Here is a 24,658-nt window from a genome sequence, read left to right on the forward strand (position 1 = left end):
GTTATATCATTTAACGCTGCGCACGCGCAGGACGAGAAACTCCGGGTTGTCGCCAGTTTCTCCATCATTGGTGATTTCGCCACCCAGGTGGGTGGCGACCGGATTGACCTGCGGATATTGGTGGGTCCCAACAGCGACGCGCATGTCTATGAACCCCGGCCCGCCAACGCGATGGCACTGGCCGAGGCCGATGTGGTGCTGACCAACGGTCTGCAATTTGAAGGCTTCATGGACCGGCTGATCGCCGCGAGCGCCACAGAGGCCGATGTCGTCGCACTCACCGAAAACGTCGCCGCGCGCGAAGAGCCCGGTGGCGGCCATTATCATTTCATCGATGGCGAAGCCATTTTCCACGCCGGCGGGCTCGATCCGCACACCTGGCAATCGGTGGTCAACGCAAAGATCTATGTCGAAAATATCCGCGACGCCTTTTGCGAAGCCGATGCGATCAATTGTGCAGCTTATGAGGCCAATGCCGAGGCCTATCTTGCGGAGCTGGACGCACTGGACGCCGAAATACGCGCAAGCGTCGGGGGCCTTCCGGAGGACCGCCGGGTCGGCGTCGTGGCACATAACGCGTTTGGGTATTACGAGGCGGAATACGGGCTTCGTTTCCTCTCGCCCCAGGGTGTTTCCACCGAAAGCGAGGCCTCTGCCGCCGATGTCGCCGGGCTGATCGAGCAGATGCGCGAGGCCGATGCCGGCGCGATTTTCGCCGAAAACATTTCCGACACACGACTCCTCGAGCAGATCGCCAGCGAAGCGGGCCTCGAGATTAGCGGCGTGCTCTATTCCGATGCCCTGTCCGAGCCCGACGGACCGGCGCCCACCTACATTGCCATGATGCGTCACAACACCCGGACCATCACCTCAGCGCTCGCGGGCGACCAATAGTTTCACCTCGCATCGGTGCCATTGGTGCGCCTTTGCCCAACCTTCACATAAAGGAGACATCATGCTCAAACAGCTTGCCTATTCAACGGCGCTCGCGCTTGTCCTGGCTGGCGGCGCTTACGCCCAGGACGATCACGACCATGACGCCGAAGACGTTACGCTTTATCGCGTCTTTGTGGGCGACCATGCGGAACCGTCCGTGACCGCATTCGATCTCGGCGAGCCCGACAATCGCTGGACCTTCGAAACCACAGGCCAGAACAAACTCTACAGCGTGGAAAACGGCGCGGCCGTGGTCGCCGTGCAGTCCTTTGACGATGCGGTCAATTTCTTCACCAGTGGCGTTTCGCTCCATGCCCATGGCGATCATTCCGACATCGCGGTGACAGACCCCACCGCGATCGAGGAGACCCTGACCGGTCCGCGGCCCTTCCACTTGATCGACCACGACGGCAAGGCGGTGATCAATTTCGACCGCGGCGGCTATGTCGAGATCGTCGATACCCATGCGCTTTCCGAAGGCGAACTGGTGACGAGCCAGCTGCAGCAGGCCCGCGCGCACCACGGTTACGCGGCCCCGATCGGCGATCTGTGGGTCACGAGCGTTGCCTCGGACGAGCCGGTCGAAGGCGATGCGGCCCCGGCGCGCATCGGCCTGCAGCCGATCAACGCGGATGGTAGCCCCGCCGGCGATGTCGAGACCTGCACCGCCATTCACGGCGAGGCGTTCTCGGGCGCCTATCTGGCCACCGGTTGCCAGGAGGGCGTCCTGACCGTCACCGAGGGCGCGGATGGGCTGGAGTTCGAGATGCTCGAATATCCCGAAGATCTGCCGGCAGGCCAGAGCACCGGAACGTTGCTGGGCTCGAAGGTCATGCAGGTGTTCCTGGGCAATTACGGCGGCGACGGGCTTGTGGTGATCGATCCGGTGGACGAACCGCACTTCCGCTATATCGAACTGCCGTTCCGCCGTGTCGATTTTGCGCTTGATCCCACCAATGCCCGTTTCGGCTACGTCCTGACCGAAGACGGATCGTTGCACCAGATCGACATGCTCGCCGCTGAAGTCGCGCAGAGCGCCTCGGTGACCGAGCCTTATTCCATGGACGGAGACTGGAACGATCCGCGTCCGCGTCTCGCCATGGCTGGAGACGAGATCGTTCTGAGCGATCCCAATGCCGGGCTGGTGCGGCGCGTTTCCACCGAGACGCTTGAGGAAGTCGGAACCGTCGAGGTCGAAGGCATGCCCTACAACATCGTGGTTGTGGGTGGCAGCGGCGTCGACCACGAGGCTGGCAGCGACGATCATGATCATGCCGAAGAGGGGCATGATCACGACCATGAGGATGATCACGACACCGACGAGGATCACGACCACGAGTGATCCCGGCCATCGCGCCTCCTGACAATCCGGCGCGCGCACGGTCGCGCGCCGGCCCTCCCTCACACACCAAAGTCGATCCGCCATGCACGACACGCCAAACACCCGATCCCGCCTTCCCGTTACGGTCCTTTCCGGCTTTCTGGGCGCGGGCAAGACGACCCTGCTCAATCATGTACTCAACAATCGCGAGGGGCGCCGCGTCGCCGTGATCGTGAATGACATGAGCGAGGTCAATATCGATGCCGAACTCGTGCGCGAAGGGGGCGCCGATCTTTCGCGCACCGACGAGCAACTCGTCGAAATGACGAATGGCTGCATCTGCTGCACCTTGCGCGACGACCTGCTCACGGAAGTGCGCCGGCTGTCCCAGGAGGGGCGGTTCGACTATCTGCTGATCGAGGGCACCGGAATTGCCGAACCGCTTCCGGTCGCGGCAACCTTCGATTTCCGCGACGAGAATGGCGAAAGCCTTTCAGACGTATCGCGGCTCGATACGATGGTCACAGTGGTCGATGCCGTGAACCTACTCAAGGAGTACAGCTCACAGGATTTCCTGCGCGATCGCGGCGAAATCGCGGGAGATGCGGATGACCGCACGATCGTGGACCTTCTGGTCGAGCAGATCGAATTTGCCGATGTGGTGGTCCTGAACAAGATCTCCGACACGTCCGCAGACCAGATCAAGCTGGCGCGCCAGATCATCACGGCGCTAAATCCCGATGCCGAAGTGCTCGAAACCGATTTCGGCAGGGTCGATCTCGACAAGGTGCTCGATACCGGGCGCTTCGACTTCGAACGCGCCCAGGAACACCCGCTCTGGTTCAAGGAACTCAACGGCTTTCTGGACCATGTTCCCGAAACCGAGGAATATGGCATCCGTTCGTTCGTCTACCGGCAGCGCCGCCCGTTCGACCCCGAACGGTTCAAGGCATTTGTCAATCGTTCCTGGCCGGGCGTGGTTCGATCCAAAGGGTTCTTCTGGCTTGCGACCCGTCCGGACTTCGTGGGCGAACTCAGCCAGGCCGGCGCTCTGGTGAGAACCGAGAAACGTGGTATCTGGTGGTCGTCAGTTCCCGAAAGCCGCTGGCCGACACATCCCGAATGGCGACGCGTCATGGCGCCATACTTCGATGAGATCTGGGGTGACCGGCGCCAGGAACTGGTGTTTATCGGCATCGACCCGATGGACGAAGCGGCCATACGCGCCCAGCTGGACAACTGCCTCGTGCGGGAAACGGAATTCGTTCCCGCCGCATGGGCCGGACTGAGCGATCCGTTCCCTTCGTGGTCTCGTCAGTGACTCAAGGCCAGTCCCTGGCGCAGGTGTCGACCTTGAGCGCCCCTTGAGGCTTGGGGTGCTCCTCGGTTGACAGATCAGACCGCCACGCGCCTGTTCGCCAGCAACAGGTCCGTGGTGTCCTGGTCTGCCGGGACGAAGGTCTCGATCGTAAGTTCCGATAACAGCACCTCCCCCGCGCTCCCGAATATCGTGGTCGTGGAGAAGAACGACAAAGTTCTGTCTCCAAAGCGCAATCGCAACGGCAGGATGAGGTCGGGGCCCGAGCTCTCGCCGGGCCTGCTGCGTGCCCCGAAAGCCCGTGCGCGACGGATCATCTCTGAGACAGCCGGGTCCTGCGTGCGCTGCATCTGAGCTTCGAGGCGCTTTAAAAGGTGGCCCGACCATTCGGCGAAGTTCACGATTCTGGGCGCCAGCCCGTCGGGTGAGAGGCTCAACTCGACGATGTTGATCGGCGCCTTGAGTATGGCGGCCGATACCCCTTCAAGCAGCGGCTGAACCGCGCTGTTGGCGAACCGGATGTTCCAGTGCCGGTCGAATGCAAGAGAAGGGAAGGGAAGGGGGCGTGTCGTTCCAGAAACGGTTCGATGATGTTGCGAACCGGCCGTACCTCGCCGCCGTTCCAGTCAAACTCCTCGTAAACAGGCGCAAACCCTGCTGCAAGCAGCATTGAATTGCGGTCCCGCAGGGGAATTTCCAGATGTTCCGCCAGCCTCAGCAGATAGCGAAAGGGGGGCGCTGACGAGGCCGGTTTTCGATCCACGCGGTTCCGTCGCGCGCCGATCTATCCCATTGGCGCTCACCTGCCGTGCGTCTTGCGCCACGCCTCGAATGCGATCCTGTTCTCGTCCTTGGTGCAGGGGTAAAGCCCGATGATCGGTTGCCCGTCCTTGACGCGTTCGACGACGAAATCCTCGTAGGCGGTCATCTCGACTGCTTCGTTTGCAACCTCCTCGGCCATGTGCGCGGGAATGACGATGACACAGTCTGCATCCCCGACGATGATGTCGCCCGGGAAGACCGGAGCGTCGCCGCAGCCAATCGGCCCGTTGATCTCGATGGCCTCGTTGTTGGTCAGATTGGTGGGGCTCGATGGGCGCGTGTGATAGGCCGGAATGTCGAGTTCGGCGATCGTTGCCGCATCGCGAAATCCCCCGTCGGTGACGACACCGGCCGCGCCGCGCTTCATGAGGCGGGTGACGAGAATGTCGCCTGCCGAGGCCGCGTCGGCCTGTTTGCGGCTGTCCATGACGAGAACGTGCCCTTCCGGGCAGGTCTCGATGGCGACGCGCTGGGGGTGGTCGGGATCGCGGAAGGCGCTGAGCGGATTGCGATCCTCTCGCGCGGGCATGTAGCGCAAGGTGAAGGCGGGACCGACCATGTTCGCGCCTTTCCACCCGAGGGGGTGGACCCCCTGGATCACCTGGTGGCGCAGTCCGCGCTTGAAAAGCGCCGTCGCCAGCGTCGCGACGGAAACGCCCATGAGCTTGTTGCGGGTTTCTTCGTTCATTCTCGTTGATCCTCTCACGTTCGCCGCATCCGGCAGCTCTTGTTTCAGTGCGATGCGAGCAGGCCGTTCCCCGCCAGGAATTCGGCCATCGTGTACTGTTGTTCGGCCGAGAGCGGCCAGGCCGACGGCGGGCGCGTTGGACCGCAATCGTGTCCCATCGCCTGAAGCGCCGCCTTGACGCCGGTGACATTGGTGCCGTTGAGTTCCTGAGCGCGGATGTCTTCGAACGCCCGCATGCCGGCAATGAGCTCTTGAGCCTTTTCATAGTCGGACGCTGTGAGGGCCTTGTGAATTTCGACCGAGCGTTCGGGCCAGACATTGATCAGCCCCGATGTGAAACCGCGCGCACCGACGGCATAAAAGGGTGGCGCCCAGACTTCGGCAAGTCCGCCGACCCAGGTGATGCCGGCCGGGCAGGCCGCGATGGCGGCGGCGAGACGAAGAGGATTGGGCGTCGCCCACTTGACCCCCTTCACGCCCGGCAAGGCGCACAATTGGGCAATGGCGTCCGTCCCGATCGCGTCGTTGCGTAGATAGAGCATGATCGGCAGACCGTCCGAAGCGTCGGAAACGGCCTTGACGTAGTCGATGACGCCGCGCGGTGCGACGAAGGGGTCGGGCGGCTGATGGATCATAAGGGCCGCGGCGCCGGCATCTTTTGAGGCGCGGGCGAGCCGGCAGGCGTCGCGAACGCCGCGGCCCACACCCGCGAGCACCGGCGCGCGCCCGTCGACCAGCGCGACGACTTCGTGGACCATAGTGCACGCTTCATCGGTGGTCAGGGCGTAGAATTCCCCGGTATTACCGTTGACGACGGGCATATGGACACCCGCACCGAGCGCGCGGTCGATGATCGGGGCGAGCCGGGATGGCGCGATGTCCCCTGCGTCGTCGTAAGGGGTGACGAGAATGCCTGAAATGCCCGCGAGGGCGGTGTCGAGATCGTGTGTCATGTTCAAAAAATGTCCGGTTCGCCTGCGGTGCGGCCGAAATCGCGTTCGAGGTAGTCGAAATCGCACCCCTTGTCGGCCTGGGTGATGTGACGGGAAAACATGTAGCCATAACCGCGCTCGAACCGCGGTTCGGGCTGTTTCCATGCGGCCCTGCGGCGCGCGATTTCCGCCTCGGACACGACCATGTCGAGCCGCCGACTCGGCAGGTCGAGACGGATGATGTCTCCGGTCTGGAGGAGGGCGAGCGGCCCCCCGATAAAGGATTCGGGGGCGACATGCAGGACGCATGCACCGTAGGACGTGCCCGACATGCGGGCATCCGATATCCGGAGCATATCGCGATGACCTTTCTTGATCAGCGCCTTGGGGATGGGCAGCATGCCCCATTCGGGAAAGCCCGGGCCGCCCTGGGGGCCGGCGTTGCGCAGGACGAGGACGTGGTCGGGGGTGACGTCGAGATTTTCGTCATCGACGGCGGCCTTCATCTCGGGATAGCTGTCGAACACCAGCGCGGGGCCCTCGTGGACGTGGAGGCGGGGGTCGCAGGCGGCGGGTTTGATGACTGCACCATCGGGACACAGATTGCCGCGCAGCACGGCGAGCGAGCCCTCGTGATAGACCGGGTTCGAGAGCGGGCGGATAACGTCGTCGTCAAAGACCTTCGCATCGGCAATGGCGTCACCGAGGCTGACGCCTGCGACGGTCATGCAAGTGACGTCGAGCCGCTCCTCGAGTTGCTTCATCAAGGCCCGCAAGCCGCCCGCGTAGAAGAAATCCTCCATCAGGTAGGTCTGGCCCGCCGGGCGGATATTGGCAATGAGCGGGGTCGTGCGTCCGAGCGCGTCAAGATCGTCGAGCGTCAATGCGATCCCGGCGCGGCGGGCGATGGCGATGAGGTGGACGACGGCATTGGTCGAGCACCCCGTCGCCATGGCGACCGTGGCCGCGTTCCTGATCGCCGCATCCGTTACGATCTCCTCGGGCCTCACGTCTTCCCAGACCATATCGACGATGCGCCGCCCGCAGGCCGCCGCCATGCGCTGGTGCCCGGAGTCGACGGCGGGAATGGAGGAGGCGCCGGGCAGGGTCAGGCCAAGCGCATCGGCGATCGCGGTCATGGTGGAGGCGGTGCCCATCGTCATGCATGTACCGGCGGAGCGGGCAATGCCGCCCTGAAGCCCGCGCCATTGGTCTTCGGTGATCGCGCCGGCACGCCGCTCGTCCCAGTATTTCCAGGCATCCGACCCTGAACCGAGCGTCTGGCCGGCAAAGTGGCCGCGCAGCATCGGCCCGGCGGGCAGGTAGATCATGGGCACCCCGGCGGAGATCGCGCCCATCAGGAGACCCGGTGTGGTCTTGTCGCACCCGCCCATCAGCACGACGCCATCGAGCGGATGCGCGCGGATGACCTCTTCTGTTTCCATCGCAAGCAGATTGCGAAACAGCATTGAAGTCGGCTTGTTGAAAGACTCGTCAACCGAGAGCACCGGCATTTCCACGCCGAAGCCACCGGCCTGGGCAATCCCGCGCTTGACGTCCTTGACCCGCTCGGGGAAGTGGGAATGGCAGGAATTGAGTTCGGACCACGTGCTCAGCACACCGATGACCGGCTTGCCTGCGAATTCCTCCTCGGCATAGCCGAGTTGCATCATGCGCGAGCGGTGGCCAAAGCTGCGCAGATCGTCCGGCGCAAACCAGCGCGCGCTTCTCAGCTTGTCGGGGGTGAGCCGGGGCCGATCGGCCATGTCGTCCTCCAAAATGGGATGTGGTTGGACCAGAGTGTATGCGTATACATTCGCCGCGCGTCAAGCGTTTCTGTCGAGAAAATCCCAGCATGCGAGGTATGGTTGACAGGTAGGGGATAATGTGATGTTCATTTATGTATGCGCTAACATAGCGCAGTACGGCACGCAGCCGTGCCGGTGACATTCACATTGAGGGCAGCCACCTTGAGGCTGTCGGGAGGACCCTATGACGATAAAGCGCAGGACTTTTCTCGCCGCGACGAGTGCAATCGCGATCCTGGCAACACCGGTAGCCCTGAGTGCTCAGGAACTGCCGGGCAATGTTCGGATGGTGATCGGATCGACCTCGACGGGGGGCGACACCTATCAGAACTCCTCGATCGTCGCCGAGGCCCTAGGCGAACATCTGGGCATCAACATTCGCGTCGATGCCGTGGGCGCGACCGAGGCCTTCAAGGCCCTCGAGCGCGACAGTAGCGGATCGACGATCATGATCTTCCATGACCAGTCGTACCTTGGGCATCTCTATGGCGTGCAGGGTTACGAAGATCCTTTTGCCAACTATGTTGTCGGGCCGACCGTCGCGATCAATCCGGGCAATGCCTACCTCGTGCCCGCCGATTCGCCCTACCAGTCGATGGAGGATATCTTTACGGCAGCGGCCAATGGGGAGCGCGTCCGTGTCGCCATCCAGCCGGGTGGCGTTTCGGAAATCGGGTTCTCGGCGATGAAGAACGCGGCAAGCGTCATGTCGCCGGGGTCGGAAGACAACATCGTTCCGGTCAACACGGGGTCGCAATCGGACAAGAACCAGGCGATGTGGGACGATCTTGCCGATGTGATTAACGGGTCGATCCAGGCCAACGAGCAGTTCACGCAATTGCCCGAAGACGACGCGACGGCCATGCGCTTTGTGTGGATCACGGCCCGTCCGGGCACACTCGAGCAAGCCCCGGCAGAGGGCATGGGCGGGACGTCGCGCGACGAACTCCTGCAGTATGCCAGCCCGCAAACCAGCGTCACGCTGGATGGGGCAGAGGACTTCACCTTCGACAAGGAATTCTTCTTCCTGTTCAATCCCGACATGGACCCGGCGATCATCGACCAGATCGACACGGCGTTGACGGAAATCTTTGCGGCTGGAGAGATCCAGGAACGCCAGAAGGCGTCGTTCTTTATTCCCAACTTCCTGCCATCCGAAGAAGCCCGGGCGCATCTGACCGAGAAGCGCGACACCTATGGGCAGGTGATCGAGCAGATTTCGGCCGAGTAGCACCAGCGCGGGGCCGGCCCGTCCGGATCGCGGGCCGGTCCACCAATCGGCAGAGGAGAAAAAAGCGTGGGCGCGTGGACCCAGGTATCGATCGATTTCGAAACCTCACACCTCTATTTTCCGACACTCATCGGGGCGCTTCTTGTCGTGCTCGGGCTGGCCATCCTCTTGCGGGACAGGGCCCGGATCGCGGGCGCCGGGCGGTATTGGCGCGATGTGTTCGCGGCGATGGACAAGCTCCGGTTCTTCGGGACGATCGTACTGACCGTTCTCTATTTCATCCTCATGGTTCCGATCGGGCGTATCTGGCCCAATACCGGCATGGGCTTTCTGCTGTGCTCGGGGCCGTACGTCCTTTTGACCGGTCTCTTGTTCATGCACGAGCGGCCCTGGCGCCAGGTCGCGGCGCTCACGGCGATTGCGATTGCCGGCCCGGCCTTTGTCTGGTGGCTCTTTACGGGCCCGTTCTTCCTGACGCTTCCATAGGGGCTGCCCAATGCTCGAGATCATCACGCCGCTCTTTCTCATGCTGATCGTTGCCGGCACTTTTATCGGCATCATGTTCGGCGCCATTCCCGGAATGACCGCGACGATGGCGGTCGCGGTGTCGCTGCCCCTGACCTTCCCGCTGGGGCTCGAAAACGGGCTCGCGCTCCTGCTGGGGCTTTACGTAGGGGGGATCGCCGGCGGTCTGGTTCCAGCGGTGCTTCTTGGGATACCCGGGACACCAAGTTCGCTGACGACGACATTCGATGGCTATCCGATGTCAAAAAAGGGGGAGGGCGAGAAAGCGCTGCGGATCGGTATCGTCGCATCGCTTGTGGGCGGGCTCTTCAGCCTTGCGGTGCTCTATTTTTTCGCCCCGCCGCTCGCGGGCTTTGCGATCAAGTTCTCCTATGTCGAGAAGTTCCTCATCATCTTTTTCGCGCTTACAGTGTTGGCCGCGCTCTCGTCCGATATGCTCCTGGGCATCTTCTCGGGCGTTTTGGGCGTCTTCATCTCGCTCGTCGGCACCTACGATATTTCCGATGGCGGCAACGGCAAGTTGCGGCTCGTTCCACCCGGGACGGAATACTGGCTCGACAGCGGATTTTCCCTTCTGCCTGTCCTGATCGGCATTTTCGGTCTGACGGCCATCCTCGCCCAGGCCGAACTCGGTATGCCCAAAGAGCTCGATGCCAAGGACATCCATGTCGGCAGGCGGTCGACGTTTTCGTTCTCGATCTTTGGCGGGCAGATTACCAATCTGCTGCGCTCCTCGAGCATTGGGACGTTTGTCGGCATGCTGCCCGGTGTTGGCGGTTCGGCGGCCTCACTGCTTTCATACTCCTACGCCAAGACCTTCTCGAAAACGCCGGAGAAATTCGGCAAAGGCGAGCCCGCGGGCGTGGTTGCCTCGGAATCGGGCAATAACGGGCTGACGGGCGGCGCGCTCGTTCCGCTACTCTCGCTCGGCATACCGGGCGACTCGACGACCGCCATCCTGATCGGGGCGTTCACGCTGCAGGGCATCCAGGTGGGGCCGCTCTTTATCACCAACAATCCGGTGACCTGGGATGCCATGATCTTTGCGATGCTGATCGCCAACATCGCCATGTTTGCGATGATGTATTTTGCGATCCGGTATTTTGCGCTGCTCGTCACCGTGCCCAAGCACATCCTTTTCCCGCTCATCCTGATGATGTGCGTGATAGGGTCATATACGATCAATTACGGCATCATGTTCGACGTCTGGACGCTGCTGATCTTCGGTCTTTTCGGATGGCTGGCGGTCAAGCTGCGGCTCGAACTCGCGCCCTTCATCATCGGCTTCATCCTCGGGCCGTCCGCCGAAGTCTATTTCGTCAAAAGCCTGGAGTCGTTCGGCGACTACACGATCTTTTTCACCAAGAGCTGGATCGCGGCTGCGTTGTGGGTTCTGATCATAGGATCGCTGGCGATGTCGATCGTGCTGGCCATCCGCGCCGGTAAGAATGGCACGCAGGATGGTTAGGTCTTGCATTAGCCCGGCCGGTGTAAAAGATGGGCGTGATGAGTATTCCCGACCATACGACCGGCCAGGCCAGACGCCGGAAAAAACAGCATAGCGGTGTCACCATGGCGGATGTCGGCCGGCTGGCCGGCGTCTCGCAGGTTACGGTCTCGCGCGCGCTTTCCGATCCGTCAAAAGTGTCCGCCGAAACGTTGCAGAAAATCCGCGATGCGATCGACGTTACCGGCTTTGTGCCCAACGCCATCGCCGGGGCGCTGGCATCCCAGCGCTCGATGCTGATCTCCGCCTTCGTGCCCTCGATCACCAACATCGTCTATTCTTCGTTCATCCAGACATTCAACGCGCGCATCCGCAGCAGCGGATATGAAGTGCTCCTTTCCGAGACGGGGTTCCTGCCCGAAGAAGAGGAAAAGCTCGTCGCCGCCCACCTTACGCGCAGGCCGGACGCTGTGCTTCTGACCGGCATCCACCATTCCGCCAGAACCCGCAAGATGCTGCTGGGCGCGGGGACACCGGTCGTCGAAGTCTGGGACGTGACGGATTCCCCGATCGATGTATGCGTTGGCTTCTCCCATTCCGGAGCCGGACGCGCGGCTGCCGATTTCATTGCCGACCAGGGATACCGGAGCGCGGCGGTCGTTTCGGCCGGCGACGAGAGGGCACAGCGGCGTATGAGGGCGTTTTCCGACCGGTTTGCCCAGCGCACCGGCGCGGCGGCAATCCAATTGGATTTTCCGGCGCCCGCCAGCCTTGCGAACGGGCGCCTGGGCCTCCGGCAACTCCTGGAGACGCACGCATTTTCGGACGGCGCCATCTTTTGCAGTTCGGATCTTCTGGCTCACGGCGTGATCATCGAGGCCAGGGCGCGGGGTTTGAGGGTGCCCGAAGACGTAGCCGTTCTGGGTTTCGGCGATCAGGACTTCGCCCCCCACACCGATCCCGCCATATCGACGATCAGGGTGGACCGCCAGGAGCTTGGACGCGCCGCGGCCGACGCTCTACTCGAGCGGTTCGCGGGACGGCGTCCGGAGCGCGACGTGTTCGATATCGGATTCGAGATCGTCAGACGCGCGTCGTGCTGAGGCCGGCCTGTTCTTTCAGGCGCTATTGAAAAAACTGACGATCGTGTGCGCGCGGTAAAATCGCCCGGCGCTTGGGCCGCGTACAATGGCGGCCGTTGGCACGGGGCCCCTTGCCGAATTCGACCTGCACAACAGCAGGCACTCCGAACGCCGGGAGACGTTCCTGAACGACACCGGAAAAGCCTTGCCGGCTGCCCGATGCCACTTGATATCCTCCCACCGCTGGGGCAGGTTGTTGTAAAGATGTAAACTCCAGTGCGTGCCCATGCTTCTCGCTATTGTTGCAGACGATCTGACCGGAGCGCTCGACGCCGCGGCGCCGTTTGCGGGCCGTGGACTGCGGACCGCCGTCGCGGTGACGATCGATCATCTCGATCAAGCCTTGGCGCATCGGCCCGATGTGGTGGCCGTCAACACCGCGAGCCGCGAAATTCCTCCCGACGAGGCGCGCCGGAGGGTGGTGCGGGTACTCGATGCCCTGCCGCAGAACGCGAGACTGTTCAAGAAGATAGACTCGCGCCTCAAGGGTAATCTCGAAGCCGAACTTTCGGCCTTCGGCGCCGTGCGGTTTGCCGTTCTGCCGGGAATTCCCGAGTTCGGCCGCACCGTAATCGACGGAAAGTTGACCGGTTTCGGCGTCGCCGAGCCGATAGAGATCGCGCGAAAGCTCGGCGCGGCCGCGTCACGCAGCGACATACCGGATACGCCATCGGCCGAGGCCATGCGGGAGGCGGTGCTCGGACGTCCCGAAACGGCGGTGCTTGTCGGCGCACGCGGGCTCGCGGCCGCGCTGGCGCAGTCGATGACCGGCGCGGTGTCACGGCAGGTGACGAATCTCGGACGGAAGCTCGTGATGGTGATCGGTTCGCGCGATCCGATCACGCTGGCCCAGATCGATGTTCTCGTACAACGTCACGCCGATCTGCAGTACCTTGCGGCTCCTAACGGAAAACTCGCCACGGACACAACGCCCGCAGACGCCCGGTTGACGATTCTTCAGGCGGTCCCCGGCGAAGCGGTCGCCGCCGAGCAGGACGTGGCCCTTGCACTCGCCCAAAGCTTGAACCAGAAATGCTTTGAAGGGTATGACGGCGCGCTCATCTCGGGCGGCGCGACCGCGGAAACGGTTCTGGGTGCGCTGGGGATCGGCGTTCTGGACGTTCTGGGGGAGATCGTCGACGGCCTGCCGGTGTCGCGCGCCGGCGGTTTGACCGTGATCAGCAAGTCGGGCGGATTTGGAGCGGCCGACGCGTTGGCTGAGGTTGCCCGGAGGTATGGCGCCGCCGTGCCAGGCACGGTGTAACGGGTAGGAGCAAAGATGGCACTGGATGACGTTCAGCCGATCGCGAACCGGAAACGCCTTGGCGACTTCGTTTTCGAGAAGCTGCTGCGTGCGATTAAGTCGGGAGCATACGAGGCCGACGAACGCCTGCCGACGGAGCATGAACTTGCATCCGAGTTCCAGGTATCGCGCCCGGTGGTTCGCGACGCGCTGCAGCGCTTGCGCGATCAGGGGCTGATCTACTCGCGGCGCGGCTCGGGCAGTTTTGTGCGCAATCTCGGCGTCAGGGAGCCGCTCGGCTTCGGGCAGCTCGAGAACCTCGGAGATCTGCGCCAGTGCTACGAATTCCGGCTGACCCTGGAGCCTGAAGCCGCCGCCGGCGCGGCACTGCGCCACGACGCCGACGCGCTCGCTGCGATAAAGTCCGCGCTCGATCTGCTGCGCGATGCGACAAGCCAGCACCGGCACCGCGAGGACGCCGACTTCGGTTTCCACCTCGCCATCGCCCAAGCCTCACGCAACCAGTATTTCGCGACCGCCATGGAAGCGCTCAAGGACCACATTGCAGTCGGCATGCAGTTCCACGGCATCTCGCTCAAGATGACCTCGGGCGGCCTGCAGCACGCCTTTGCCGAGCACGACGCGATCTATAATGCCATCAAGGCAGGTGACGCAGACGCCGCGCGCCAGCGCATGCGCGAGCACTTGATCGGCTCGCGCGACCGGCTGTTCGAGGGCACCGAGGACAAGCGGCCTTAATAGGCCGCTTTGTAAATCCCCAACACGTCGTCGACGCTCATCTCGCGCGGATTGTTGTCCATCAGCCGACGAATGGCGTGCGCTTCCCTGGCCCAGTCGGGCAGGTCGGCCGCGTCGGCCCCGTGCGAGCCCAGCGCCATCTCGACCCCGAGCGCCTTGCAGAACCCGTATGCGGCCTCGAACACGCCTTCGGCATCCTCCGCGGCGTCGAGCCCGAGAAAGGACAGCACTTCGCCGGTTTTCTCCGGGCGCGCTGGCGTGTTGTAGGCAAGAACATGCGGGAAGATGATGGCGTTCGCCAGCCCGTGGGGGAGCTTCAGCCGTGTGCCGAGCGGATAGGAGAGGGCGTGTCCGGCGGCCGTGTTGACCGGGCCGAGGCACACCCCGCCATAATAGGACGCGAGCATCATTCCCGCCCGGGCTTCTGTATCCGTGCCATCCTCGACTGCGCGTGCGAGGTATTTGCCAACAAAGGCCAGCCCCATGCGCGCATAGGCGTCGACAAGGTCATGGGCCTTGATGTTGGTGAACGCTTCCACGCAATGGGCCATCGCATCGATCCCCGTCGCAGCCGTCACCGCCGGGGGCACCGAATATGTGAGTTCCGGGTCGAGGATCACCAGATCCGCGAGCATATGCGTGCTCTCGACAGCGAGTTTGGCGAGGGTGTCCGGATCGGTGACGAGCGCACGGATGCCGGCTTCCGAGCCGGTCCCCGCGGTCGTCGGCACCTGCGCGAGCGCCGTGTTGCGGCCACTGACCTTGTTTGGTCCCACGACGTCGGCGAGTGTCTGATTGCTGTCCCACAGGACGGCAGCGAGCTTGGCGATGTCGAGAACCGAACCGCCGCCAAGCCCGACAATGAGCTGCGGGCGCGCGTCACGGGCCGCTTCGAGCGCGGCCTCGAGCGCCGCAATGCCGGGCTCGGGCGGGAGATCGGAAAAGACCGTGACCTTACCGGTGAGCTTGAGCCGATCCACGTAGCGATCGGTATGCTCGGTCGCAAAAACGAGCACGGTGTCGAAATCAGCGGCCCATTCTCCCAGGCGTTCGGACGCGCCCGCGCCGATTTCTAGGCGCTTGGGCTGGTGAAGGGTTATGGCGCGTGCCATGCCGTCCATAGCGCGGTCCTTTCTACTGGGATTCAAGCTGGGCCATCTGCGCCCAGACGATTTCGCATTCGTCCGGCGTCAGCTCGACGAGCGGCGGACGGACACGCAGCCAGCCCTGGTGTTTGCGGCGCCGCGCAAGCATGGCCTTGACGGTTGGAAGCTGGACATAGGCGTTGGTGAGATTGCGCCAGGTGTCGATGCGCGTTTGCGCCGCCTCGACGGCATCGGCCATCTCCGGCTTGTCCCAATTGTCGAAGACGAAACGCAAGTCCGGCGCAATGAGGTTCGAACTCGAGGTGATACACCCCGCGCCGCCCGCGCGCAGCAGCGGCAGCATGAAGGGATCGGCACCGGCAAGGACTGAAAAGCCGGGGAACGCTTTGGCGGTCTCGGTCATGCTTTCGAGCTTGCCCGAACTGTCCTTGACGCCCACGACGATGCCGGGGAAGGCTTCGATGAGCCGTGCGATCAGGTCGTGCGAGAGCGGCACGTTGGCGATTGGGGGGATGTGGTAAAGGATGATCTTGAGATCGTCCCGGCCGACGCCTTCGATCACCTTGGCGTAGGCGCGAAAAAGTCCCTCATCGCTGACGCCCTTGTAATAGAACGGCGGAAGCAGGACGACGCCCTGGACGCCCGCCTCGGCAGCATGCCGGGTGAGCGCAATGGTGTCCTGTGCGCTCGTGTGCCCCGTTCCGGGCAGGAGCACGTCCGGCGAGACGCCCGCCTCGATGACCTTGTCGAGAATGTCCATGCGTTCGGCGATGCCGAAGGAATTGGCCTCCCCCGTCGTGCCCAATAGCGCAATGCCGTCGCAGCCTTCTTCAAGCAGCGCCTTGCAGTGGACGGCAAATGCCGCATGGTCCGGCGTGTCCTCGGCGGTCAAGGGTGTCGCTGCGGCGCTGAAAACGCCGGAAATGGCTGGGGTCTGGTTTGTCATGCGGCGTTCTCGCTCACCAGCCGGCGCGCATAGGCGATGGCGGCATTCATGTTGACGTGGTTGGCCTTGCCGGTTCCGGCGATGTCGAAGGCGGTGCCGTGATCGACCGAAGTCCGGTCGATGGGCAGACCGACCGAAACATTGACCGCCGTGTCGAAGGCAACCAGCTTGATCGGGATGTGCCCCTGGTCGTGGTACTGCGCGACGACGAGGTCGAACGCGCCCGAATAGGCGCGGTGATAGACCGTATCGGCGGAAATCGGCCCCTGCGCGTCGATGCCTTTCTCCTGTGCGGCCTTGACCGCTGGGACGATGTTCTCGTCGTCCTCCGTGCCAAATAGCCCGTTCTCGCCGCAATGGGGATTGATCCCCGCGACCGCAATGCGCGGCTTCTCGATGCCGATGCGTTTGAGGTGCTCGTGCCCGGCCTCGATCGTCGCGAGGATGCGTTCGGGCGTCGCCCGGCCAATCGCGTCCTTGAGCGAAACATGCGTCGAGACGTGGATCACCTTGAGCCGGTCCGAGGCCAGCAGCATGAAGGCCGACTTCGATCCGGTCAGCGCCGTCAGCATCCCCGTATGCCCGTCATAGTGGTGACCGGCGGCGTTGAGGGCTTCCTTGTTGATCGGCGCGGTGACGATGCAGCCGATCTCGCCTTTTTCCGCCGCGCGGACCGCGGCTTCGATGAACCGAAACGCGGCATCGCCCGCCTTGGCGTCGAGCTTGCCCCAGGGCAGGGGAGCGCCTTCGAGCGGCAGATCGATGACCAACGGATCGAGATCGAGCGCGACCCCGGCCGCCTTGCATGCGGCATCCAGCGTCGGGCGGTTGCCGAAGATCCGTGTGTTCGCGCGGTCCTCCGGCGTCATTTCGGCCACCGCCTTGACGGTGACCTCCGGTCCGACGCCCGCCGGATCGCCCATGGTAATTCCGATAATCCCGCTCACGCGCCCGCGCCTCCGTCGATCCAGCTTAGGGGAAGGCGCACATATTTGATGGCGCGCCGATGATAGGTATAGGCGACATGGATATCCCCGTCCGCGCCCTGCACCATATAAGGATAGGACATTTCCTTGTTCCGTCCGTCGACCGAGTTGTTCGAAAGGCATGTGCCTTCGCCGTCCTCGATGATCCTCCTGACGGGGAAGGTTCTGCCTCCGTCCTCGGAAACGCACAGTGTCACCGGTGCGCGCGGCACGCCCCAGACGGGATCGCAGCCGCCCTCGGCGTCCGGGCGGTCGTCGGCGACCTCGAGTTCGTCATAAAGCGATTGCCGCCGGTCGCTCGACGTTGCGGCGGATGTTGGATTGCACACCATTGCGATGCGTCCGTCCGCGAGCGAGATCACATTGATCGAGGAGTTGTTGTTCGGCACATCTGTCGGCGCGGGCGCGGACCAGCTCCGCCCGCCATCACCGCTTTCCGAGCGGTGGACGAAATCCGCCTGTCGCCTGCGGTAGAACGCCGCCAGCGTCCCGTTCCCAGCCGGAACGATCGTCATGTGCACCGATCCGATGGAATCGGGCACCTCCTCGACTGCCCATGACGCTCCGGCATCCGTGCTCACGGCGATCGCCGCCGTGTCGTGACTGCCCGTCCAGCGCTGTCCCGGCCGAGAAATGCAGCGGAAGAGGGGGAGCATCCACGCGCCGTCGTCACGAACCGTAACGCGGGCGCGCACGAAACTCCCCAGCGGCACGTCGAGCGCGCGTGCCGGGCCGGTCGAAAGCGCATTGCCCGATACGACGAGCGCGCGCTCGCGCAGCAGGCATTCATCCTGGTTGCCATGTGGCTGCGCCGTATTGAACAAGCGCAACCCACCGTCCGGCGCAGCAAAGATCACCGGGTTCTGCTCGGACCGTTCCGGATCGTCGGTAAGCTTGTGAGCCGGGCTCCAGCGGTCCCCCTGCGGGTCGAGCGTCGCGGCATAAATGGAGATGTCCGACGCCCCCTCGAGCGAGCCGCCGAACCACGCGCAAACAAGGCGCCCGTCCGGCAGAAAATCCAGAAAAGCGGCGTGATTTTGAACCACCGGCGAGGGCAGGACGGCCGTCAGCATCCCGCTCTCCGCGTCACGCCGCAGTTGCCCATCCATCTGTTGTTCGATCGCCTCGGGCGTCACGCCGTCCTCCGCTTGTTATGAACCTCGATTGGGTCGGAGAATTGCTGTTCGAGAAAAAGTTGTCAAGTTGGTTGTGTGAAATTTGTTCATCTATGGCGCTGAGGAGATAAAAAATATCGGCCTAAAAACAAAGACATAGTGGAGGTATGAGGGTAAATGGTGATTTCCGATGCGGGTTCGTGTTGACAACATTGGTCTGCCTGAACCATAGTGCCGCAACGGTGCGAGGAGGCGTCGGAAGGGAGTTCAACCTCATGAGCGCAGGAACGGTACAGATGCCCGGGCAGGGCCGGCTGATGCTGGCCGCGGCGCTCATGGCGGGCGCGGCGATACTCAGCGCCGCCGATGCCGCCATCGTGCGTCTGCTCGCCGGCGGCGTTCATCCCTTTGTTATCGGATTCTTCCGCGGCTTCTTCGGTCTTCTGTTCGTTCTGCCGTGGATCGCCTCGCGCCCCGGTATGCTGCGCTCGCATTACCGCTTCATGCATGTCGCGCGCGCCGGATTGAAACTCTTGAGCCTCATTTGCTTTTTCATTGCCTTCGGCGCTGCGCCGTTGGCCGATGCGACCGCCATCGTCTTCACCGGGCCGATCTTTTTGACCCTCGGCGCGTGGCTGCTTCTGGGCGAACGGCTGGGCGCCGCGCGTGTCTTCGCCGTTATCGCCGGCTTTTCCGGTGCCATGATCGTCTTGCAGCCCGGTAATTCTGAAGGTGTGTCCCCGGCGCTCCTTTTCGCGCTTGCCGGTGCCGCGCTCACCGCCGTCGTGCAGCTGATGCTCAAGGTGATGTCGGCCCGGGACAATACCGATACGCTGGTGGCCTGGAATCTCATTCTCATCGTCCCGCTGGCGCTGATCCCCGCGATCGCCGTCTGGACGACCCCGACGCTCTTCGAGCTCGGCCTGCTCGTCGCCCAGGGCATTTTCGGTGCGCTCAACATGACCTTTGTCACCCGGGCTCTCGGCATGGCCGATGCCTCGTTCCTCGCGCCGCTCGACTTCCTGCGCCTGCCGGCGGTCGCCATCTTCGCTTTCATTTTGTTCGGCGAAATTGCCGGTCCCCTCACATGGATCGGCGCCGCCGTCATTTTCGGCGCCACGCTGATTGCCGCCGGTGGCGGCTGGCTTGCGCGCTTGAGGGTCCGCCTATGGCCGTTCTGACCCGCTTTTCGATATCCGACTACCCGGGCGCCCGCAGCGCCGCCCGCATGTCGCTCCATTCTTGCGCTGCACCTAAGGGAGGTTATGTGATGCTTAGGAAGTTGTTGCTCGTCGGCACCGCGCTGGCCGCGACGGGCGTCCAGCCGGCGCTCGCGCAAAGCGATACCGCCGTCACCATCGTTCTCAATGAAGAAGTCGATCTGATGGAGCCCTGCATGGCGACACGCTCGAATATCGGGCGCGTGATCATGCAGAACATCTCTGAAACGCTGACCGAGCTCGACGTACGCGGCGACGCCGGTTTGATGCCGCGTCTTGCCGAAAGCTGGGAAGACATGGGCGATGGCACCTGGCGCTTCCACCTGCGCGAAGGCGTGACGTTCTCGGACGGCTCGGCCTTCGACGCCGCGGACGTCCAGCACTCGTTCGAACGGGCGTTCTCCGACCAGATCAGCTGCGAGACCCCGCGCTATTTCGCCGGCATGGAGCTTTCGTTCAATGTCGTCGATGATCACACCATCGACATCACGTCCGATCCGGCCCAGCCCATCCTGCCGCTTCTGATGACGCTCGTGACGATGGTCCCCTCCGAAACGCCGGTTGAATTCGTGCGCGAGCCCGTTGGTACCGGCCCCTACGTCCTTTCGGAATGGAATGTGGGCCAGAACATTACATTGACCCGCCGCGACGACTATTGGGGCGAGGCCCCGGAAGTGACCGAGGCGACCTATGTGGTGCGCAGCGAATCTGCCGTACGTGCGGCCATGGTGGAAGCGGGCGAGGCCGATATCGCGCCGACCGTGTCGGAAATCGAGGGCCGGACGGCGGACAAGAACTTCGCTTATCCGAACTCCGAAACCCTTTATCTGCGCCTCGACCATTCGATGGAGCCGCTGAGCGACATTCGCGTGCGTGAAGCGCTCAACCTCGCCATCGACCGCGAAGCTTTCGTCGGTACGCTCCTGCCGCAGGGCACCGAGCCGGCCGTCGCCATGGTTCCGCCCACGACGCTGGGTTGGAACGACGAGATCGAGGTCTGGGACTACAATCCCGACCGTGCCCGCGAGCTGCTTGAAGAAGCCCGTGCCGACGGCGTCGACGTCGATCAGCAGATCCAGATCGTCGGCCGCACCAACAACTACCCCAACGCGACCGAGGTCTACGAAGCCATCCAGGCCATGCTGACCGATGTCGGGTTCAACGTCGATCTGCAGATGTACGAAGTGGCCGAGTTCGAGAACATCTACTCCAAGCCCTTCCCCGAAGACCGTCTGCCGCAGCTCGTCGGCGCGATGCACGACAATTCGCGTGGCGATCCGGTGTTCTCGATGTTCTTCAAGTACCACACCGACGGCACGCAGTCGGGCCTGTCCGACCCGCGTATCGACTCGCTGATCGAAGAGGCGACCGCCGCTTCGGGTGAAGAGCGTGAAGCGCTGTGGTCCGAGCTCTTCGCCTACATCCACGACGAAGCCATCGTTGACGTCCTGCTGTTCCACATGGTCGGCTTTGCCCGCGTGGACGAAGGCATCGAGTGGACGCCGACAATCGCGACCAACTCTCAGCTGCAGCTTTCCGAAATCAGCTTCAACTGAGATAGATAGACCTGAGGACGAAGCGGAGGGCGGCGCGGCTGCCCTCCGCACTCCGGTTGAGGAGAAAACGGGATGATCCAACTGATCCGGCAACGCACACTGGCCAGCTTCCTCTCGCTTGTCGGGCTGATCGTGCTCGTCTTTTTCCTTTCGCGGTTGACCGGGGATCCGACCAACCTCTTCCTGCCCATCGACGCCACGCAGGAAATGAAGGACCAGTTCCGCGCGCTGCACGGATACGACGACCCGATCCTAGAACAATTCGGCCGTTATGTCTGGGACGTGCTGCACCTCGATTTCGGCGATTCCGTCCGCCGCGCCCGGCCGGCAATCGGGGTTGTGCTCGAGGCCTTCACCTGGACCCTGCGCCTGGCGCTCATCACCATGACGCTGGTGACCATCTCCGCGATCATTGTCGGCTCGCTCGCGGCGTTCAGGGCCGGCGGGTTCTTCGACCGCTTTGCTTCGCTCCTTTCGCTCATCGGTGCTTCGGCACCGGACTTCTGGATCGCTATTGTCGCGATCGTCATCTTCGCTGTAACGCTCGGCTGGGTCCCAACGTCCGGCACCGGCTCGGTATGGCACTGGATCCTGCCCGTCGGTGTCCTCTTCATCCGCCCCTTTGGATTGATCGTGCAGGTCGTGCGCGGGTCGATGATCACCGCGCTCTCCTCGGCCTATGTGAAGACCGCCCGCGCCAAGGGCGTCAAAAACACGCCCATTATCTTCGTGCACACCCTGCGCAACGCCATGCTGCCCGTCATCACCGTCATGGGCGATCAGGCCGCCGCCTTGCTCAACGGCGCGGTCATCGTCGAGACCATTTTCGGGTTCCCCGGCGTCGGCAAACTCATGATCGACTCCATCCTCCAGCGCGATTTCAACGTCGTGCTCGCCGCGATCATGGTGACCGCCATCGCAATTTTCATCATGAACCTCCTGATCGACATGGCCTACGCCGCCCTCGATCCGCGCATCAGGTATTGATATGGCCATGAGCGAAACCCTGCCCACCAGCGAACCCGTAAAGACATCCGAGCCCGGCGCCGTCATGCGGCTGGCGAAGATGCTCACGCGCGACAGGTTCGCACTGGTCGCCGCCATCTTCCTCGTCATCGTCGTACTGTGTGCGCTGTTCGGTCCGGCTCTTCTGGGCGACGCGGCCACTGCGCAGAACCTGCGCGGCCGCAACGCGCCGCCATTCGCGTTCGAGCGCGGCTGGCTGTTCGTTCTAGGTGCCGATGCGCTGGGGCGTCCGCTTCTGGCGCGCATCGTCGTCGCGGCCCAGAACACGATGATGGTCGCTGCAGGCGCGGTCGTCTTCTCGATGACCGTCGGCGCGACCCTGGGCCTCATCGCCGGTTATGCGGGCAAGACCATCAGCCAGGTGATCATGCGCCTCGCGGACGTGATCATGAGCTTCCCCTCGCTGCTTCTGGCGGTGATCGTGCTCTACATCCTGCCGCCCTCGGTCACCAATCTGATCATCGTGCTCGCGATCACCCGTATCCCCGTCTATCTGCGCACGACCCGCGCCGAGGTGCTTGAGATTCGCGAACGCATGTTCGTGCAGGCCGCCAAGGTGATGGGAGCCTCCCATCTGCGCATCATCTTCCGGCACATCCTGCCGGTTGTGGCGCCGACGCTCATCACCATCGCGACGCTCGACTTCGCTTTCGTTATGCTCGCCGAATCCTCGCTCTCGTTCCTCGGCATCGGCATTCAGCCTCCCGACATCACCTGGGGGCTGATGGTCAGCCAGGGGCGGCCCTACCTTACGAGCGCCTGGTGGCTGGCCTTCTGGCCGGGGCTGGCGATCATCCTCACGACGCTTTCGCTCAACCTCCTCTCGAACTGGATGCGCATCGCGCTTGATCCGATGCAGCGCTGGCGGCTCGAAGGGCGCACCAAATCCGACAAGGCCGGGGAGACATCCAATGGCTGATCATCTTCTCGAGGTCCGGGACCTTTCCGTGCGCTTCCACACGGCCGCCGGCGCGGTCGATGCGGTCAAGAACGTAAGCTGGCATCTCGATAAGGGCGAAACCCTCGCCATTTTGGGGGAAAGCGGCTCGGGAAAATCGGTCTCCGCCTCGGCGATCATGAACCTGATCGATATCCCGCCCGGCGAGATCGTCAGCGGCTCGATACTGTTCGAGGACCGCGATCTTCTCGCGATCAGCGCCGAGGAGCACCGCAAGCTCAACGGCAAGCGCATCTCGATGATCTTTCAGGACCCGTTGAGCCACCTCAATCCGGTCTATCGCGTTGGCTGGCAGATCATGGAAACGATGACCGCGCATGGCCGCTCCCGCGACGAGGCGCGCAAGCGGGCGCGCGAGCTCGTCGCGCGCGTCGGCATCCCCGATCCCGACGCGGCGCTCGAGAAATACCCCCATCAATTCTCCGGCGGACAGCGCCAGCGGCTCATGATCGCCATGGCGCTCGCGCTCAAACCCGACATCCTGATCGCGGACGAACCGACAACGGCGCTCGATGTGACCGTGCAGGCCGAAGTGCTGGCGCTTTTGAAGGAGCTGCAGGCGGAAACCGGCATGGGGCTGCTGCTCATCACCCACGATCTCGGTGTCGTTGCCGAAATCGCCGACCGCGTGGTGGTGATGAATGCCGGTGAGATCGTCGAGGAGGGGACGGCGCATGAGGTCTACCACAACCCGCAACACGCCTATACGCGCAAGCTGATCGCCGCGGCGCCCGGCAAGGGCGACATGCGATCGGGCGGATCGGAGCGCCCGGTTCTGCTCGAAGCCCGTAACGTTTCCAAGACCTATGGCGATTTCACCGCGCTCGAAAACGCAAGCTTCAAGCTCCACGCCGGGCAGACCATAGCCGTCGTGGGTGAAAGCGGGTCGGGCAAGTCGACCCTCGCGCGCACCATCCTGCAACTCGAGGCGCCCACGGGCGGCGAAGCCTTCTGGAAGGGCCGCAACCTTTTCGACATGCCGTCCAAAGAGCTGTTCGGCCTGCGGCGGCAGATGCAGATGGTCTTCCAGGATCCGACGCAGTCGCTCAACCCGCGCATGTCGGTGTTCGAGCTCATCTCCGAAGCCTGGGCCATCCATCGCGACCTCCTCCCCAAGCCGCGGTGGAAAGAGCGGGTCGAGGAACTGCTCGTGCAGGTCGGTCTGAGGCCCGAGCACGCCAAACGTTACCCGCACCAGTTCTCAGGCGGCCAGCGCCAGCGCATCGCCATCGCCCGAGCCCTCGCGCTCGAACCCGAGCTGATCGTCTGTGATGAGGCCGTGTCGGCGCTCGACGTCTCGATCCAGGCACAGGTGATCGCGCTCCTCGGGCGCCTGCGCGACGAACTGGGGATCGCCTTCCTCTTCATTGCTCACGATCTGCCCGTGGTACGCGACTTCGCGGACGACGTCATTGTCATGCAGCGCGGCCATATCGTCGAAAGCGGGACCGCCGAGCAGATCTTCAACCGGCCCAGAGAGGCCTACACCCAGGCGCTGCTTGCAGCCGGCCTCGATCCCGACCCTGATGTGCAGGCAGAGCGGCGGCGCCAACGGCTGCAGGCGGCCGTATAG

The 24,658-nt window shown here is 63.2% G+C and carries 23 protein-coding genes; 14 read left to right on the plus strand and 9 right to left on the minus strand.

The window, feature by feature from the left end:
* Positions 1 to 6: 6 nt before the first annotated feature.
* On the minus strand, positions 7 to 144 hold the full coding sequence (locus LSG43_RS16600) for a hypothetical protein (protein ID WP_369412464.1): 138 nt from the start codon (positions 142 to 144) through the stop codon (positions 7 to 9).
* Here LSG43_RS16600 and LSG43_RS07285 point away from each other — a divergent pair.
* The 3 genes from LSG43_RS07285 to zigA all read left to right on the plus strand — a co-directional run bounded on the left by LSG43_RS07285 (position 88) and on the right by zigA (position 3,578).
* On the plus strand, positions 88 to 894 hold the full coding sequence (locus tag LSG43_RS07285; RefSeq protein ID WP_369412463.1) for a metal ABC transporter solute-binding protein, Zn/Mn family: 807 nt from the start codon (positions 88 to 90) through the stop codon (positions 892 to 894). The two genes, LSG43_RS16600 and LSG43_RS07285, sit on opposite strands and share 57 nt — an antisense overlap.
* A 61-nt stretch (positions 895 to 955) precedes the next feature.
* Entirely contained in the window at positions 956 to 2,278 is a 1,323-nt protein-coding gene (locus tag LSG43_RS07290) for a metallochaperone AztD (RefSeq protein ID WP_231802512.1), read from the plus strand.
* An 82-nt stretch (positions 2,279 to 2,360) separates the two neighbouring features.
* Positions 2,361 to 3,578, plus strand: a complete 1,218-nt coding sequence (gene zigA / locus LSG43_RS07295; protein WP_231802514.1) for a zinc metallochaperone GTPase ZigA — start codon at positions 2,361 to 2,363, stop codon at positions 3,576 to 3,578.
* Between the two features lie 74 nt (positions 3,579 to 3,652).
* On the opposite strand, the gene LSG43_RS07300 is transcribed toward zigA, so the two are convergent.
* From LSG43_RS07300 to araD, 4 genes are all read right to left on the minus strand, one after another.
* Positions 3,653 to 4,201 carry an MmyB family transcriptional regulator gene (locus LSG43_RS07300; RefSeq protein ID WP_255714127.1) on the minus strand — a complete coding sequence of 183 codons (549 nt, stop codon included), beginning with the start codon at positions 4,199 to 4,201 and terminating at the stop codon, positions 3,653 to 3,655.
* Between the two features lie 173 nt (positions 4,202 to 4,374).
* The gene (locus LSG43_RS07305; RefSeq protein ID WP_231802516.1) at positions 4,375 to 5,085 is read right to left on the minus strand and encodes a ribonuclease activity regulator RraA; all 711 of its coding nucleotides are present in this window, start codon (positions 5,083 to 5,085) and stop codon (positions 4,375 to 4,377) included.
* A gap of 44 nt (positions 5,086 to 5,129) precedes the next feature.
* Entirely contained in the window at positions 5,130 to 6,038 is a 909-nt protein-coding gene (locus tag LSG43_RS07310) for a dihydrodipicolinate synthase family protein (RefSeq protein WP_231802518.1), read from the minus strand.
* A 2-nt stretch (positions 6,039 to 6,040) separates the two neighbouring features.
* Positions 6,041 to 7,783 carry an L-arabinonate dehydratase gene (gene araD / locus LSG43_RS07315; protein WP_231802520.1) on the minus strand — a complete coding sequence of 581 codons (1,743 nt, stop codon included), beginning with the start codon at positions 7,781 to 7,783 and terminating at the stop codon, positions 6,041 to 6,043.
* 226 nt (positions 7,784 to 8,009) lie between these two features.
* On the opposite strand from araD, the gene LSG43_RS07320 reads away from it, so the two are divergent.
* From LSG43_RS07320 to LSG43_RS07345, 6 genes are all read left to right on the plus strand, one after another.
* On the plus strand, positions 8,010 to 9,056 hold the full coding sequence (locus tag LSG43_RS07320; protein ID WP_231802522.1) for a Bug family tripartite tricarboxylate transporter substrate binding protein: 1,047 nt from the start codon (positions 8,010 to 8,012) through the stop codon (positions 9,054 to 9,056).
* 66 nt (positions 9,057 to 9,122) lie between these two features.
* Complete coding sequence (locus LSG43_RS07325) at positions 9,123 to 9,542, plus strand: tripartite tricarboxylate transporter TctB family protein (protein WP_231802524.1); 420 nt, start codon at positions 9,123 to 9,125, stop codon at positions 9,540 to 9,542.
* Between the two features lie 10 nt (positions 9,543 to 9,552).
* Positions 9,553 to 11,049, plus strand: coding sequence for a tripartite tricarboxylate transporter permease (locus LSG43_RS07330; protein ID WP_231802526.1), 1,497 nt, complete (start codon positions 9,553 to 9,555; stop codon positions 11,047 to 11,049).
* Positions 11,050 to 11,087: 38 nt separating this feature from the next.
* Positions 11,088 to 12,131: a LacI family DNA-binding transcriptional regulator gene (locus tag LSG43_RS07335; RefSeq protein WP_231802528.1), complete on the plus strand. Its 1,044-nt coding sequence runs from the start codon at positions 11,088 to 11,090 to the stop codon at positions 12,129 to 12,131.
* Between the two features lie 265 nt (positions 12,132 to 12,396).
* The gene (locus tag LSG43_RS07340; RefSeq protein ID WP_231802530.1) at positions 12,397 to 13,434 is read left to right on the plus strand and encodes a four-carbon acid sugar kinase family protein; all 1,038 of its coding nucleotides are present in this window, start codon (positions 12,397 to 12,399) and stop codon (positions 13,432 to 13,434) included.
* Between the two features lie 15 nt (positions 13,435 to 13,449).
* Positions 13,450 to 14,172, plus strand: a complete 723-nt coding sequence (locus LSG43_RS07345) for a FadR/GntR family transcriptional regulator (protein WP_231802532.1) — start codon at positions 13,450 to 13,452, stop codon at positions 14,170 to 14,172.
* On the opposite strand, the gene LSG43_RS07350 is transcribed toward LSG43_RS07345, so the two are convergent.
* From LSG43_RS07350 to LSG43_RS07365, 4 genes are read right to left on the minus strand one after another with little or no spacing between them, the layout of a single operon-like run.
* Positions 14,169 to 15,293 carry an iron-containing alcohol dehydrogenase gene (locus tag LSG43_RS07350; RefSeq protein ID WP_231802534.1) on the minus strand — a complete coding sequence of 375 codons (1,125 nt, stop codon included), beginning with the start codon at positions 15,291 to 15,293 and terminating at the stop codon, positions 14,169 to 14,171. The two genes, LSG43_RS07345 and LSG43_RS07350, sit on opposite strands and share 4 nt — an antisense overlap.
* 13 nt (positions 15,294 to 15,306) lie before the next feature.
* Positions 15,307 to 16,224 carry a dihydrodipicolinate synthase family protein gene (locus tag LSG43_RS07355; RefSeq protein ID WP_231802536.1) on the minus strand — a complete coding sequence of 306 codons (918 nt, stop codon included), beginning with the start codon at positions 16,222 to 16,224 and terminating at the stop codon, positions 15,307 to 15,309.
* The gene (pdxA, locus tag LSG43_RS07360; protein WP_231802538.1) at positions 16,221 to 17,171 is read right to left on the minus strand and encodes a 4-hydroxythreonine-4-phosphate dehydrogenase PdxA; all 951 of its coding nucleotides are present in this window, start codon (positions 17,169 to 17,171) and stop codon (positions 16,221 to 16,223) included. Before pdxA ends, LSG43_RS07355 begins: the two co-directional genes overlap by 4 nt.
* Positions 17,168 to 18,346, minus strand: a complete 1,179-nt coding sequence (locus LSG43_RS07365; RefSeq protein ID WP_231802540.1) for a sialidase family protein — start codon at positions 18,344 to 18,346, stop codon at positions 17,168 to 17,170. The genes pdxA and LSG43_RS07365 overlap by 4 nt, the downstream gene beginning before the upstream one ends.
* Before the next feature lie 254 nt (positions 18,347 to 18,600).
* Between LSG43_RS07365 and LSG43_RS07370 the strand changes: the two genes are divergently transcribed.
* The 5 genes from LSG43_RS07370 to LSG43_RS07390 all read left to right on the plus strand — a co-directional run bounded on the left by LSG43_RS07370 (position 18,601) and on the right by LSG43_RS07390 (position 24,658).
* Positions 18,601 to 19,506 (plus strand): DMT family transporter, encoded by a 906-nt coding sequence (locus LSG43_RS07370; RefSeq protein WP_231802542.1) that lies wholly within the window; start codon positions 18,601 to 18,603, stop codon positions 19,504 to 19,506.
* 89 nt (positions 19,507 to 19,595) lie between these two features.
* Positions 19,596 to 21,101, plus strand: coding sequence for an ABC transporter substrate-binding protein (locus LSG43_RS07375; protein WP_231802544.1), 1,506 nt, complete (start codon positions 19,596 to 19,598; stop codon positions 21,099 to 21,101).
* Between the two features lie 72 nt (positions 21,102 to 21,173).
* A complete protein-coding gene (locus LSG43_RS07380; RefSeq protein WP_231802546.1) occupies positions 21,174 to 22,088 on the plus strand; it encodes an ABC transporter permease in 915 nt (304 codons plus the stop codon).
* A gap of 1 nt (position 22,089) precedes the next feature.
* Complete coding sequence (locus LSG43_RS07385; protein ID WP_439652008.1) at positions 22,090 to 23,046, plus strand: ABC transporter permease; 957 nt, start codon at positions 22,090 to 22,092, stop codon at positions 23,044 to 23,046.
* Positions 23,039 to 24,658: an ABC transporter ATP-binding protein gene (locus tag LSG43_RS07390; RefSeq protein ID WP_231802548.1), complete on the plus strand. Its 1,620-nt coding sequence runs from the start codon at positions 23,039 to 23,041 to the stop codon at positions 24,656 to 24,658. The genes LSG43_RS07385 and LSG43_RS07390 overlap by 8 nt, the downstream gene beginning before the upstream one ends.

The organism is Pelagibacterium xiamenense, assembly GCF_021166475.1.
GTDB lineage: Bacteria > Pseudomonadota > Alphaproteobacteria > Rhizobiales > Devosiaceae > Pelagibacterium > Pelagibacterium xiamenense.